This is a genomic window from Lentibacillus saliphilus, assembly GCF_019093865.1.
GTDB lineage: Bacteria > Bacillota > Bacilli > Bacillales > Amphibacillaceae > Lentibacillus_B > Lentibacillus_B saliphilus.
Genome location: NZ_JABJXD010000003.1, coordinates 234,875 through 247,979 on the forward strand (window position 1 = coordinate 234,875; position 13,105 = coordinate 247,979).

Here is a 13,105-nt window from a genome sequence, read left to right on the forward strand (position 1 = left end):
CCCCCTATCATTCGCCTGAATCAGTTTCTTGATCAATGATCGCTCGTTGGATAGATGAAATTGCAGACATCTCTAATTCTGTTGCTGCAAATACGATGTGTACAAGCTTTGCAAATACATCAGAATGACCGGTCGTATAAAATTGATGCTGAATATTAACTGTTTCTTCATTCAATAAATGATTAAGTGATAAAAGCACGCTCGTCTCGCGCGCTGTCTCCTCACTCGACGAAATAATGGCGACATCGTCACCCATTACATCTTGGATGATAGGCTTTAATAGCGGATAATGTGTACAGCCTAAAATCAATGTATCAAAACGACCCCTTTCCTGTAAGGGGCGTAAAGTCTTCTTAACAATTTTTTCGGTTGTAGCACCTGACAACAAACCTTTTTCTACTAGAGGTACAAATTCCGGACAAGCAAGCGACTCAACGTGCAATGACGGTTTAATCGTTTGCAACGTTTGCGCATAAGCACCACTCGCTATCGTTCCTTCTGTACCAATAACAGCAACACGATTCGTTCTTGCTGTTTTAATCGCTGCCCTTGCACCAGGTTGAATAACACCTAAAACAGGTATCGGCAATTCTTCCTGTAGAATATCTAATGTAAAAGCTGTTGCTGTGTTACAGGCAATTACAAGCATTTTAATTTTTTTCTCCATCAAGAATGCAGCCATTTGCCGTGTGAATGTTTGTATTTCATGAGGTTCTCTCGGCCCATAAGGGCATCTCGCGGTGTCACCAAGATAAATAATCCGTTCATTTGGCAACTGTCTCATAAGCTCCTGTGCCACAGTGAGACCGCCGATACCCGAATCAATGACCCCTATCGCACGCTGCACTGTCATCGCCTCTTTTACTCGATATCGTTACGTTTAAGATTCATCTGTTCATATAAATCACCAAGCAAATCATTTAACGCTGATATGTCCGTATCCGCAAATGATTGCATCACTTCACCTAAATAGGCTTGGCGTTTTTTGATCACTTCTTTAATAATCACTTTTCCTTTTTCCTGAACTTGAATACGGACAACGCGTCGATCCTTTTCATCTCGTAACCGTTTCACGAGCCCATTATTTTCCATACGATCCACTAGGTCTGTCGTTGTACTGAACGCAAGTCCAATTTTTTTAGACAACGCACCTATCGTTAAATCTTCATCATCAATGAGCCACTGAAGAGCAGCAAACTGTGGTGCAGTAATCGGGTAATGATTTAAGATTTTTCTTCCATTTAGTTTTATTGCCCCGGCAATATACCGGAGTTTCTTCTCGAGCTCTTCTATTGGAACATGTTCTGTTCGATCGGTCATACTGCCGCCTCCCTATGTGTTTTGGAGATAGGGGTAGTGTATCATATTTCAAGAAAGCATTGTCGAAAAATGCTACAAAACCACTCTTTATACGTTTTTGTTCCCTTGTATGTCTTCTAACGAACGACGTTCTTCTTCTAAAAGCTTTTTTAAATGCTTCTTACTTTTGCGTGATACGAGTATATAAAGAACATCTTGTTGTTCAATCACTGTCTGGCCATTTGGTGTAATAATATTTCCCTTCCTAATAATGGCATTAATGAGGGAATTTTCGGGGAGAACTAAATGCTCAAGAGATTGACCAACAATCCTATTATGCTGTGACACATGATATTCTACCATCTCGACGTTCGCTTTACCAATGGATATGAGTTCAAGCGAATGTAACGGCTTAGAAACTTTCTTTTCTTCAAGACCAAGTCTATCCGCCACATAAGTAATTGTTGATCCTTGAACGAGGGTTGACGTAAGTACAACGAAAAAAACAATGTTGAAGATCACTTGACTATTCTCAAGATTAGCGAGCATAGGAAAAATCGCCAAGACAATTGGCACCGCTCCCCGAAGCCCTGCCCATGACAAGAACAGTTTCTCTTTTACTGTGTAACGGGACTTGATTAAATTGGTAAATACAGCAATAGGACGTGCAACAAACATAAGAACAAGCGATATGATTAAACCACTTAACACATTCGTGAGTGTAAATAAGTTATGAGGAAACACGAATAATCCAAGGATGACGAACATGATGATTTGAGCCATCCAAGCAAAGCCTCCTGAAAAGCTAACGACTGAATAACGGTACGTCAAGTCCTCAGCATTCCCAATCATGATACCAGCGATATAAACGGCAAGGAGACCACTCGCATCAAATAAAGATGTGATTCCATATGTTAAAAAGGAAAAAGCGATCGCAAACAACGGATATAAGCCGCTCGAATCAAGGTTGATCACATTAATCGCCTTACTCCCTAATTTACCAATCACAAGGCCGAGAAAAAGCCCCATCCCCATCTGCCAAAAGAAAAAGGCTATTAAAGAACCGATCCCTGCCTGGTCATTCGTCAACAGTTGAATGACGGATATCGTTAAAAACATTGCCATAGGATCATTCGAACCGGATTCTGCTTCTAACGTTGACTTCATTTTAATTTGTATATTTTTATCCTTTAAGACCGAAAATACTGCCGCAGCATCTGTTGAACCAATAATGGCTCCTACAAGAAATCCCTCAAGCCATGTAAAATCTAAAATAAATTTAGCAGCAACAGCGACAACTGCACTCGTTGTAAAAACACCAAGTGTTGCCATAATCGTTGCTGCTGGTAGGACTGGTTTAACGTGTGACCATTTTGTTTGTAGCCCGCCCTCAAACAAAATAATCACGAGTGCAAAAACACCGATCAGTTGAGCAACCGCCGCATTATCGAAGTAAATAATGTCAAGACCGTCACTTCCTGTGATCATTCCGACGAGTATAAACAAAACCAGGGTCGGCACACCGAGTCGCGAAGAAAATTTTGTAATAATAACACTAACGATTAATAACAACGCAAATAAAAGGATAATTTGATTTGATTGTATTAATTCTTGTATGGTGCTGTCCTCCAATCTATGGGTTGTCTAACAGTGATTAACTGACTGTCCTCTATGTCAAGTATAGCAAACCCGTGACAAAGAGACATCTTTATAAATTGACGCTTCAAATGGTAGCCTAGATTAGCTGAATTGTGCGCACCCGATAAGCTCTGATTACATACGCTATTAGTGACTAAATAATGTCCCTCAAACATGCGGTTCTATGTCAGCAAGGAGGGGTTAACATTTGGAGGACAACACGTACAAACCGAAGCAGCTACTAACCAAACGTGAAAAAGAAGTATTCGAGCTCCTGGTACAAGATAATACAACAAAGGACATTGCCCAGGAATTGTTTATATCAGAGAAAACTGTTCGTAACCATATTTCCAATGCCATACAAAAGCTGGGTGTCAAGGGGCGTTCACAAGCTGTGATAGAGCTTATCCGAATGGGTGAACTCAAGCTTTAACGTGTGACCGGCTTTCCATAACAAGGAAAGCCGGTTCTTTTTTTGAACAACATATTTAAAGGGTCATTTCCCTTTTATTAGCCTTTCATTAACAGACGTTTCACATCATCGTTTAATGGAACGGGCTTACCTGTATGGCGATTGACATAAACAAGTCTACCCCTCCCCGTCAAGCAAATGGCATCTACCGCATTTATTGCCATGTAATGAAGATCAACTGACGTCGTCCCTACCTGGTGAGCCTTAACATACACATTGATCCGATCATCAAAATACATCTGCTTATGATAATCACATTGCAAATCAGCAACAACCGGAACCCCATTCTGCTCAGTTTCTTTAGAAAAGAGATTTAGAGATTTTAGAAATTCAATTCTCGCCTCTTCAAAGTATGTGAATGCGGATACATTATTGACATGCCCGAACATATCGGTCTCAGAGAAGCGAATCTTGATGGGGATTGAAAACGAAAATTCCTCACGCCAAGTGGCCATATTTTCGATATAAGCAATTGATTTCAAGTGAACATTCCATCCTTTTTAAAATGACCCTGACCAAATGAATAGCCAGGATCATCATGTTTGTATTATAAACTGTCACTACCAAAGAAATTTTTAAATGACTGTATTGTGGTTGCCCGGTTCATAGCTGCTATGGATGTCGTCAATGGAATGCCTTTTGGACAAACCTGAACACAGTTTTGTGAGTTGCCACACCCCTGAATACCGCCGTCACCCATTAGCCCTTCTAAACGTTCACTCGCGTTCATGGCACCTGTTGGGTGCGCATTATACAACCGCGGTAACGAAAGTGCAAACGGACCAATAAAATTTGATTTATCATTTACATTCGGACACGCTTCGACACAAACACCACATGTCATACATTTTGATAGCTCATATGCCCATTGACGTTGCTTTTCAGGCATACGTGGACCTGGTCCCAGATCATGCGTGCCGTCAATTGGAATCCATGCCTTCACCTGCTTCATCGCATCAAACATACGCTCACGATCGATCACAAGGTCACGTACGACCGGAAATGTTGACATTGGTTCAAGCCTTATAGGCTGCTCGAGTTGATCGACAAGTGCCGCACATGACTGACGGGCTGTGCCGTTAATGACCATGGAACAGGCACCACATACTTCTTCGAGACAGTTCATATCCCATTGTACTGGGGTTGTACGTTCCCCATTGGCATTAACTGGATTTTTACGTATTTCCATTAATCCAGATATCACATTCATATTAGGGCGATAAGGCACATTAAATGTCTCTTCGTAAGGAGCAGCGTCTGGGCCATCCTGTCGCGTTATGATAAACGTCACTGTTTTAGCCGCATTCGACATGATTATTTACTCCCTTCGCTTTTTTTCGTGTAATCACGTTTCCGTGGCTCGATAAGCGACACATCCACATCTTCATACGTAAAAACAGGCGCCTGTTTTTCTTTATCAAAAGTGGCAATCGTCGTCTTGAGCCATTCTTCGTCATTACGCTCAGGGAACTCAGGCTTATAGTGTGCACCACGGCTTTCATTACGGTTGTATGCCCCTTGTGTGATCACACGAGCCAGGTGTATCATACCTTCTAACTGACGGGTAAACATAACACCGTGATTACTCCAGCGTGATGTGTCATCCATGCTTATATTGTTCCAGCGTTCTAACAATTCTTGTAGCTTTTCATCTGTCTGTAATAACTTTTCATTGTTACGAACAACTGTCACATTATCAGTCATCCACTCGCCGAGCTCTTGATGTAAGGCATAAGCGTTTTCGCCGCCATCCATCTTCATTAATTCTTCAAATTTATCTTTCTCTTCTTGTTCACGATCTTCAAACAATTTAGGTGACAAATCCTCAACATGCTTTTCAAGACCATCAATGTATTCAATCGCTTTCGGTCCTGCAACCGAGCCGCCATAAATCGCTGAAAGCAGTGAGTTTGCACCAAGACGATTCGCACCATGCTGTGAATAATCACATTCACCAGCTGCAAAAATACCAGGAATGTTCGTCATCTGATTATAATCGACCCATAAGCCACCCATTGAATAATGTACAGCAGGGAAAATTTTCATCGGTACTTTACGTGGATCTTCACCAACAAATTTCTCATAAATTTCGATAATACCACCAAGTTTAATATCCAATTCCTTTGGATCTTTATGAGACAAATCGAGATAAACCATATTCTCTCCGTTAATACCGAGCTTCTGATTCACACACACATCGAAAATTTCTCGTGTGGCAATGTCACGTGGCACAAGGTTGCCATAAGCTGGATATTTTTCTTCAAGGAAGTACCACGGTTCCCCGTCCTTATATGTCCAAACGCGACCACCTTCACCACGAGCAGATTCACTCATGAGGCGCAGTTTATCGTCCCCTGGAATCGCAGTTGGGTGAATTTGAATGAATTCGCCATTTGCATATTTGACCCCTTGTTTATACAAAATGCTAGCAGCAGAGCCTGTATTGATAACAGAGTTTGTTGATTTCCCAAAAATGATACCAGGACCACCTGTCGCAATAATCGTTGCATCAGATGGAAACGATTTAATATCATGAGACACGATATCTTGGGCCACGATTCCTTTGCCCACGCCATCATCATCAATGATTGCTCCGATAAATTCCCAGCTCTCATACTTGGTCACGAGACCTTCTACCTCGAAGCGCCTTACTTGTTCATCTAATGCATAAAGAAGTTGCTGTCCTGTCGTTGCACCTGCATATGCAGTCCTGTGATGCTGTGTTCCACCGAACCGTCTAAAATCCAAAAGGCCCTCAGGTGTTCGGTTAAACATAACACCCATGCGCTCGAGCAAATGAATAATACCCGGCGCTGCTTCACACATTGCTTTTACAGGCGGTTGGTTTGCTAAGAAGTCTCCACCATAAACTGTATCATCAAAATGGATTAAAGGAGAATCGCCTTCACCTTTCGTATTCACCGCACCATTAATGCCTCCCTGGGCACAAACAGAGTGGGAGCGCTTAACAGGAACGACAGAAAACAGGTCAACCTTAACGCCTGCCTCTGCTGCTTTGATTGTTGCCATGAGACCAGCGAGCCCTCCGCCAACAACAGCAATTTTACGATTACTCATAGTAATGATTCACTCCCTATTATCTTTCTAGAAATCATATACTGTCTGAATCTCTAAAGTGATTGTCTAAATACCGTAAGCAAATTTAATAAGTGACCTTACGCCAATATAACTCAAAGCCAAGAACACACCAATCGTTGCATATGTAGTCATTTGTTGTGATCGCGGCGTTTGTGTAATGCCCCACGTTACGAAAAAGCTCCAAAGTCCATTAGCAAAATGGAATGTTGTCGATATAACCCCAACGATATAAAACCAAAACATGTACGTACTGGATAGAATATCTTCCATCAAATTGTAATTAACATCAACATTTCCAAGACCCGCTTGAACCCTTGTTTCCCAGACGTGCCAAGCAATAAAAATTAACGTAATAATGCCCGTCAGTCTCTGTAAAAGAAACATCCAATTTCGAAAAAATGAATACTTTACCGGATTGTTCTTTGCGACAAACACGATATAAACCCCTAAGATCGCGTGGAACAATATTGGCAGGAAAATAACGAAAATTTCCAGAACGACTCTGAACGGCAAGCCTTCCATAAATGCTGCCGCTTTGTTAAAACTGTCTTCCCCATAAACAGCAAAATGATTCACAATCAAGTGCTGGATAAGGAAAATCCCTATCGGAATGACACCGAGTAGTGAATGCAGTCTTCTGTAAAAAAACTCGCGTTGCTCCGCCATGTTTACCCCCCTCAGTCATCAAGTTGTAATTTTCACTGTACAATGCCCCAAAAAGATATATGAATAACACATTTTTTGGAAAAACAATGTACAATTTGTGACACATATATTGTACTTGTAAGCTAGCAGACCGTCAAGAAAAGGGCAATGCGTAAAAGTCTAGTTTCATAAAGTGATTGACTTAAGATTTCTTTCATGACGATCACTTTAAAAAGAAAGGGAAATGATGAATTAACAGCAAGATAAGCTTGCATAACAAACCTATTCATTGGATAATGTAAAGTGGCAGCATTCAATCCGTTATTCGGTTTGGTCTGCTTTATTTTATACGCAATTTTATGGGAAACATATATTTATTTGAAGGCAACACAGTAACACCCATACTTGCGTCAAGAAACACGTTTGATCGTTAAAGGAGAGGGCACCAATGGCCAAAAAACATACGAGATTAGACATATCAAAGCTTGATCAGCTCAGTACAACAGGTGCTGGGTATGATGTCCTCCGCTATATAAGTCTACCTGACGTCCTAGGCACAGAGGCTGAGACATTACTTTATTTTATGGGGAAGAATCTCGCCCGCAAGCTGCAGGCAGAGACGATGCACGACTTATTTTATTTATTTGAAAAGATGGGGTGGGGACGGTTAGATTTTGTTAAAGAAAAGCGTAAAGAATTAATCTTCACACTGATGTCAGATGCGGTCGTTCAACGATTAAAGGCCCCTTTTGAAGCAGACTTCCGCTTAGAGGCCGGTTTTTTATCAGAGACGTTGGGAATGATTAAAGGTCGGACATGTGAATGTTCAGAATCAGTGAATCCAAAAATTCATCAAGTCGTGTTCACCGTCGTCTATACAGATATTTAATACAGATATTTAAGCATCATTGAACCTTATTAAGGTGATCATGTATATCTTTTGCAACGGGTTCAGGAATGCCGAGCTTCATCAGTTCCTCAGGCATCGCCGCCTTGATCTCATTAATTGTCTTATAATGCTGTAATAGCAGTCTGCGTCTTTTAGGACCAACACCTGGGATATGATCAAGCTCAGACTGAATTAAATTTTTTCCGCGCAGCTGTCTGTGAAATGTAATTGCAAAGCGATGAACCTCATCCTGAATGCGTTGCACGAGATAAAAAGCTGGAGATTGTCGATCCAATCCGATTACCTCTGGCGGCATACCATAAAGTAATTCACTCGTTTTATGCTTGTCATCTTTAACAAGACCACACAAAGGAATGTCTAAACCGAGTTCATTTTCTAACACATCAATTGCTGCACTCATTTGCCCTTTACCTCCATCCACAACAATCAGGTCAGGTAACGGGCGCTGTTCCTTTAAAACCCGCGTATAGCGTCTACGAACAACTTCACGCATCGTTTCATAGTCATCAGGGCCTTTCACATCTTTAATCTTAAATTTCCGGTATTCCTTTTTATCTGGACGACCATTCGTAAATACAATCATTGCTGAAACAGGGTCGGTGCCTTGAATATTAGAGTTATCAAATGCCTCAATTCGTAATGGTGTTTCAATATACAAATGCTCTCCTAACTGCTCCACTGCTTTAATGGTACGCTCCTCATCACGCTCAATCATCGAAAATTTCTCTTCTATTGCAATCTGCGCGTTTTCCATCGCAAGTTCAACCAACTCTTTTTTACGACCGCGATAAGGTGTATGAACATGAACATCAAGCAATTGTTCTAACATGTCGACATTCGTACCGAGCGGCACAAGTATTTCTCGCGGTTTAATATGGTTCTGATGAAGGTAAAACCGTCCTATATAACTTAAAAACACTTCATCGACATCATCAAAAAACGGAAAGATTGCTACATCTCTTTCAATAAGCTTACCTTGTCTGACGAAAAAGACTTGAATACACATCCAGCCTTTATCGAAACTGTATCCAAAGATATCGCGGTCTTTCTGGTCATTTAGCGTCATTTTCTGCTGTTCCATAACGATTTCTATATGTTGAATCTGATCGCGTAATTCTTTGGCACGTTCAAAATTAAGTGCCTCACTCGCTGTGTCCATCTTCTTCTTTAAATTTTGTTTGATGCCTTTATAGCCTCCATGTAAAAATGAGGATATATCTTTAATAATAGCATCATAGCTTTCTTTCTTTGGTGGATTTGGACTGCAAGCTAAGCATTGATTCATGTGATAATACAAACAAGGACGGCCAGGTGGATTATTGCATTTGCGTAAAGGATATAATCGATCAAGGAGCTTTTTCGTCTCACGTGCTGCTAATACGTTTGGATATGGACCAAAATATTTGCCCTTATCTTTTTTGATGTTCCTCGTAATTAAAAGACGTGGATGTCGTTCATCTGTAATTTTTAAATACGGATAGCTTTTGTCATCCTTGAGTAATACATTATATTTTGGATCATATTTTTTAATTAAATTCATTTCTAAAATAAGTGCTTCGATCTCTGTACTTGTGACAATGTATTCGAAGTCTTTAATTTCTTGCACGAGACGTTGTGTTTTTTGATCATTGGCACCTGTAAAATAAGACCGGACGCGATTTCGAAGTTTTTTAGACTTGCCTACATATATGACTGTCCCGTGTTTATCTTTCATTAGGTAACAGCCTGGTTGAAGTGGCAATACGGCTAATTTATCTTTTATCGTTTGATTCATAATATATTCATTCCTTATAAAAGATGAGAAAACAAAGTAACCCTTGTTACAAACGCAACAAGGGGTTACTGGTTCAATCACGTCCTTTCACCGCATGAACATGAACAAGAAGTAAAACTCACTTGAACATATGCGGGGGGACATGTTCATTCGCGTTAATGGACAGACCGTCTAAGACAACGTCATACCAAGAAGGTTTATAGACATTTCTTAGTGCCTACTCACATTAAGCGTGTTTGTTAATCACATCAACAAGTGCTTCTTTAGGCTGGAAGCCAACCACTTGGTCAACGACATTACCGTCTTTGAACAACAATAGAGTTGGGATGCTCATAACACCGAATTTTCCTGCTGTTTCTTGATTCTCATCTACGTCAAGCTTAACAATTTTAACTTTATCGCTAAGTTCTGCATCGATGTCTTCCAATACAGGTGCAATCATTTTGCAAGGGCCACACCATGGTGCCCAAAAGTCAGCTAAAACAAGACCTTCAGCAGTTTCAGCTGCAAAGTTTTGGTCGGTTACATTCACAATTGCCATTTAAAGTCCTCCTTTTTCATAAACTCTAGATTGAGTATATCACCGTTAGTATGACCATGCTAATAGTTTGCTTATGCATTTACCAACTCATTTGAAACACTGTTAAACACCTTGAGACTGTTTAAGTTGTTTCACTTCTTCTATTAACATTGGAATGATGTCAAACAGATCACCGACAATACCATAGTCCGCCACATTAAAGATGTTAGATTCCGGATCCTTATTAATGGCAACAATGACTTTCGAGTTTGACATGCCAGCCAGATGTTGAATAGCTCCAGAAATACCTACTGCAATGTACAAGTCCGGTGTAACGACTTTTCCTGTCTGACCGATCTGCAAAGAGTAATCACAATACTCCGCATCACATGCACCACGTGACGCCCCTACTGCACCACCTAATAATTCGGCAAGCTCATAAAGTGGTTTAAACCCTTCTGCACTTTTAACACCACGCCCACCGGCGATAATAACGTTTGCTTCTGACAGATCAACACCTTCTGAAGCTTTACGTATAACATCTTTAATAACAGTTCGTAAATCACCAATATCAACAGCTTGCGATGTGATTTCTCCGTAACGAGCATCATCTCTTTCTAAAGCAGGCAAATTGTTTGGACGAATAGTAGCAAAAATGATTCCATCGGTAATGACCTTTTTTTCAAAGGCTTTTCCAGAATAAATTGGCCTTGTGAAAACTGTTTGATCACCAACAATTTCAATATCTGTCACATCTGATATTAACCCTGTTTGTAGTCGGCTTGCTAGCTTCGGAGATAAATCCTTACCAACCGATGTATGTCCCATGATAATTACATCAGGTGACACATCGTCGATTACCGCCAAAGCAGCTTGACTATACCCCTCAGACGTATAGGCTTCCAATTTCTCATGAACGACTGTTATGACGCGATCTGCACCATAATAAATCATTTCCTTTGCTTGAGCTTCAAGATTGCCATGGCCACATAATAAGCCGATGACTTCTCCATCAGAATTCATTTTTTTTGCAGCTGCAACTGCCTCAAACGACACATTCCTTAGTTCACCGTCTTTAGTTTCTCCAATAACAAGTAATTTATCACTCATATTCAGCTTCCCCCTTCTGTCTTTACATGTTCATATGAAAAAGAAGTTGTCATGCTCTCTGCTCATCTAAAGGACTTTTGCTTCATTTTTCAGAAGACCTACAAGCTCCTTAACCTGCTCTGCTGGCTCTCCTTCAATCATTCTACCAGCTTCTTTTTCAGGCGGTAAGAAGATCTCAATCGTTTTCGTTTTTGGCTCAACATCGTCTTCATCAAGATCAAGGTCATCAATTTCCAATTCTTCAAGCGGTTTCTTTTTCGCCTTCATAATGCCAGGAAGTGATGGGTATCTTGGGTCATTCAATCCTTGCTGACACGTAACAAGTAGTGGTAGTGATGTTTCCACTTTTTCAACATCACCTTCTACATCTTTATCAATTTTCACGATATCGCCATCAATCTCCATATTCGTGATCGTTGTTACGCACGCAATATCAAGACGTTCTGCGAGGCGTGGGCCCACCTGTCCACTCGCTTCATCAATCGCTACGTTCCCTGCGAGAATCAAGTCGTATGCCTTATCAGCGAAAAATGCTTCAAGAATAGCCGTTGTCGTATACTGATCGCCTTCTTCCAGATCATCCTCAGTATTAATTAAGACGGCTTTATCTGCGCCCATCGCTAAGGCTGTACGTAATTGTTTTTCGGAGTCTTCATCCCCTATTGTTACGACGGTAACGTCTCCCCCATGCTCATCACGTTGCTTAATGGCCTCTTCAACCGCATATTCATCATAGGGATTTATGATGAATTCAGCACCATCTTCTTCAATAATACCATTTGATATGGTTATTTTTTCCTCTGTATCAAAGGTCTTTTTAAGCAATACATAAATATTCATGGATTATGTCCCCCTTGTAAGTCTATTATCCTTTAAAATTTGGTCGGCGTTTTTCCATAAAAGCGGAAATGCCTTCTTTCGCATCTTCTGTCCCAAAAATATTGCCAAATGCCACGGCTTCTTGATTCGCTCCGTCCTTATATTGGGCGGATTTGGCAAACGGTATGAGCCTCATAACTTCTTTGATCGTTGCACCGCTTTTCGCAGCAATTTTATCAGCAAGTTGTTTGGCACTTCGGTATGAATCTTCCTCATCTGTCGTAAAATTAACGAGTCCATACCGACAGGCATCAATGCCACTAATTGGTTCTCCACTTAAAATCATTTCATAAGCTTTAGCTGTCCCAACATAGTAAGGAAGGCGCTGCGTTCCCGCAAATCCCGGAATAATTCCAAGTGTTAATTCAGGAAGGCCGAGCTTAGCCGTCTCTGTTGAAATTCTTATATGACAGGCCATCGCTAATTCAAGACCACCACCGAGGGCTGCACCGTGAATGGCTGCAATGATCGGAATATGAAAGTGTTCCATACGATCAAATAGCTGCTGACCATTTTTCGACAGCACTTCATAATCTGACGCCTGCTGCAGTGCGGTGAATTCCTTGATGTCCGCTCCTGCTGAGAAGAACTTCCCTTCTCCTCGCAAAATAACCGCTTTACATGCCGGAACTTGCTCAATTTCATCTAATTTTTGATTGAGTGCTTGTAATAAATGACTTGATAGAGCATTTGCAGGCGGGCTTTGAATCGTCAATACAGCAATTTGATCCGTTAATTCATAATGAATCATCCTCAAGT

At 40.8% G+C, this 13,105-nt stretch carries 14 protein-coding genes; 2 read left to right on the top strand and 12 right to left on the bottom strand.

Annotation, left to right across the window (positions count from 1 at the left end; genetic code table 11):
- Positions 1 to 7: 7 nt before the first annotated feature.
- From racE to HPC67_RS07535, 3 genes are all read right to left on the bottom strand, one after another.
- Positions 8 to 847: a glutamate racemase gene (gene racE, locus HPC67_RS07525; RefSeq protein WP_217586894.1), complete on the bottom strand. Its 840-nt coding sequence runs from the start codon at positions 845 to 847 to the stop codon at positions 8 to 10.
- A gap of 14 nt (positions 848 to 861) precedes the next feature.
- Positions 862 to 1,320: a MarR family winged helix-turn-helix transcriptional regulator gene (locus HPC67_RS07530; RefSeq protein ID WP_217586895.1), complete on the bottom strand. Its 459-nt coding sequence runs from the start codon at positions 1,318 to 1,320 to the stop codon at positions 862 to 864.
- An 87-nt stretch (positions 1,321 to 1,407) separates the two neighbouring features.
- On the bottom strand, positions 1,408 to 2,931 hold the full coding sequence (locus HPC67_RS07535; protein WP_246569819.1) for a potassium/proton antiporter: 1,524 nt from the start codon (positions 2,929 to 2,931) through the stop codon (positions 1,408 to 1,410).
- Between the two features lie 214 nt (positions 2,932 to 3,145).
- On the opposite strand from HPC67_RS07535, the gene HPC67_RS07540 reads away from it, so the two are divergent.
- Entirely contained in the window at positions 3,146 to 3,370 is a 225-nt protein-coding gene (locus tag HPC67_RS07540) for a helix-turn-helix domain-containing protein (RefSeq protein WP_217586896.1), read from the top strand.
- Positions 3,371 to 3,447: 77 nt separating this feature from the next.
- Here HPC67_RS07540 and HPC67_RS07545 read toward each other — a convergent pair whose 3' ends face one another.
- The 4 genes from HPC67_RS07545 to HPC67_RS07560 all read right to left on the bottom strand — a co-directional run bounded on the left by HPC67_RS07545 (position 3,448) and on the right by HPC67_RS07560 (position 7,174).
- Positions 3,448 to 3,891, bottom strand: a complete 444-nt coding sequence (locus HPC67_RS07545) for an acyl-CoA thioesterase (RefSeq protein ID WP_217586897.1) — start codon at positions 3,889 to 3,891, stop codon at positions 3,448 to 3,450.
- A gap of 65 nt (positions 3,892 to 3,956) precedes the next feature.
- The gene (gene sdhB / locus HPC67_RS07550) at positions 3,957 to 4,721 is read right to left on the bottom strand and encodes a succinate dehydrogenase iron-sulfur subunit (RefSeq protein WP_217586898.1); all 765 of its coding nucleotides are present in this window, start codon (positions 4,719 to 4,721) and stop codon (positions 3,957 to 3,959) included.
- Positions 4,722 to 4,723: 2 nt separating this feature from the next.
- Complete coding sequence (gene sdhA, locus HPC67_RS07555) at positions 4,724 to 6,487, bottom strand: succinate dehydrogenase flavoprotein subunit (protein WP_217586899.1); 1,764 nt, start codon at positions 6,485 to 6,487, stop codon at positions 4,724 to 4,726.
- Between the two features lie 66 nt (positions 6,488 to 6,553).
- On the bottom strand, positions 6,554 to 7,174 hold the full coding sequence (locus HPC67_RS07560) for a succinate dehydrogenase cytochrome b558 subunit (protein WP_217586900.1): 621 nt from the start codon (positions 7,172 to 7,174) through the stop codon (positions 6,554 to 6,556).
- Positions 7,175 to 7,601: 427 nt separating this feature from the next.
- On the opposite strand from HPC67_RS07560, the gene HPC67_RS07565 reads away from it, so the two are divergent.
- Positions 7,602 to 8,042 (top strand): YslB family protein, encoded by a 441-nt coding sequence (locus HPC67_RS07565; RefSeq protein WP_217586901.1) that lies wholly within the window; start codon positions 7,602 to 7,604, stop codon positions 8,040 to 8,042.
- A gap of 16 nt (positions 8,043 to 8,058) precedes the next feature.
- Here the strand turns inward: HPC67_RS07565 and uvrC are convergent, their stop codons facing one another.
- The 5 genes from uvrC to HPC67_RS07590 form a co-directional block, all read right to left on the bottom strand.
- Complete coding sequence (gene uvrC / locus HPC67_RS07570) at positions 8,059 to 9,837, bottom strand: excinuclease ABC subunit UvrC (RefSeq protein ID WP_217586902.1); 1,779 nt, start codon at positions 9,835 to 9,837, stop codon at positions 8,059 to 8,061.
- 226 nt (positions 9,838 to 10,063) lie between these two features.
- On the bottom strand, positions 10,064 to 10,378 hold the full coding sequence (trxA, locus tag HPC67_RS07575; RefSeq protein ID WP_217586904.1) for a thioredoxin: 315 nt from the start codon (positions 10,376 to 10,378) through the stop codon (positions 10,064 to 10,066).
- 102 nt (positions 10,379 to 10,480) lie between these two features.
- Positions 10,481 to 11,467 (bottom strand): electron transfer flavoprotein subunit alpha/FixB family protein, encoded by a 987-nt coding sequence (locus HPC67_RS07580; RefSeq protein ID WP_217586906.1) that lies wholly within the window; start codon positions 11,465 to 11,467, stop codon positions 10,481 to 10,483.
- A 66-nt stretch (positions 11,468 to 11,533) separates the two neighbouring features.
- Positions 11,534 to 12,307, bottom strand: a complete 774-nt coding sequence (locus tag HPC67_RS07585) for an electron transfer flavoprotein subunit beta/FixA family protein (RefSeq protein ID WP_217586908.1) — start codon at positions 12,305 to 12,307, stop codon at positions 11,534 to 11,536.
- Positions 12,308 to 12,332: 25 nt separating this feature from the next.
- On the bottom strand, positions 12,333 to 13,103 hold the full coding sequence (locus tag HPC67_RS07590; RefSeq protein ID WP_425514306.1) for an enoyl-CoA hydratase: 771 nt from the start codon (positions 13,101 to 13,103) through the stop codon (positions 12,333 to 12,335).
- Between the last annotated feature and the right edge of the window lie 2 nt (positions 13,104 to 13,105).

Excerpts from the sequence above, each read along its gene's own strand:
- HPC67_RS07530 (WP_217586895.1), bottom strand. The coding sequence starts at position 1,320 with ATGACCGATCGAACAGAACATGTTCCAATAGAAGAGCTCGAGAAGAAA.
- sdhB (WP_217586898.1), bottom strand. The coding sequence starts at position 4,721 with ATGTCGAATGCGGCTAAAACAGTGACGTTTATCATAACGCGACAGGAT.
- sdhA (WP_217586899.1), bottom strand. The coding sequence starts at position 6,487 with ATGAGTAATCGTAAAATTGCTGTTGTTGGCGGAGGGCTCGCTGGTCTC.
- HPC67_RS07560 (WP_217586900.1), bottom strand. The coding sequence starts at position 7,174 with ATGGCGGAGCAACGCGAGTTTTTTTACAGAAGACTGCATTCACTACTC.
- HPC67_RS07565 (WP_217586901.1), top strand. The coding sequence starts at position 7,602 with ATGGCCAAAAAACATACGAGATTAGACATATCAAAGCTTGATCAGCTC.
- uvrC (WP_217586902.1), bottom strand. The coding sequence starts at position 9,837 with ATGAATCAAACGATAAAAGATAAATTAGCCGTATTGCCACTTCAACCA.
- trxA (WP_217586904.1), bottom strand. The coding sequence starts at position 10,378 with ATGGCAATTGTGAATGTAACCGACCAAAACTTTGCAGCTGAAACTGCT.
- HPC67_RS07580 (WP_217586906.1), bottom strand. The coding sequence starts at position 11,467 with ATGAGTGATAAATTACTTGTTATTGGAGAAACTAAAGACGGTGAACTA.
- HPC67_RS07585 (WP_217586908.1), bottom strand. The coding sequence starts at position 12,307 with ATGAATATTTATGTATTGCTTAAAAAGACCTTTGATACAGAGGAAAAA.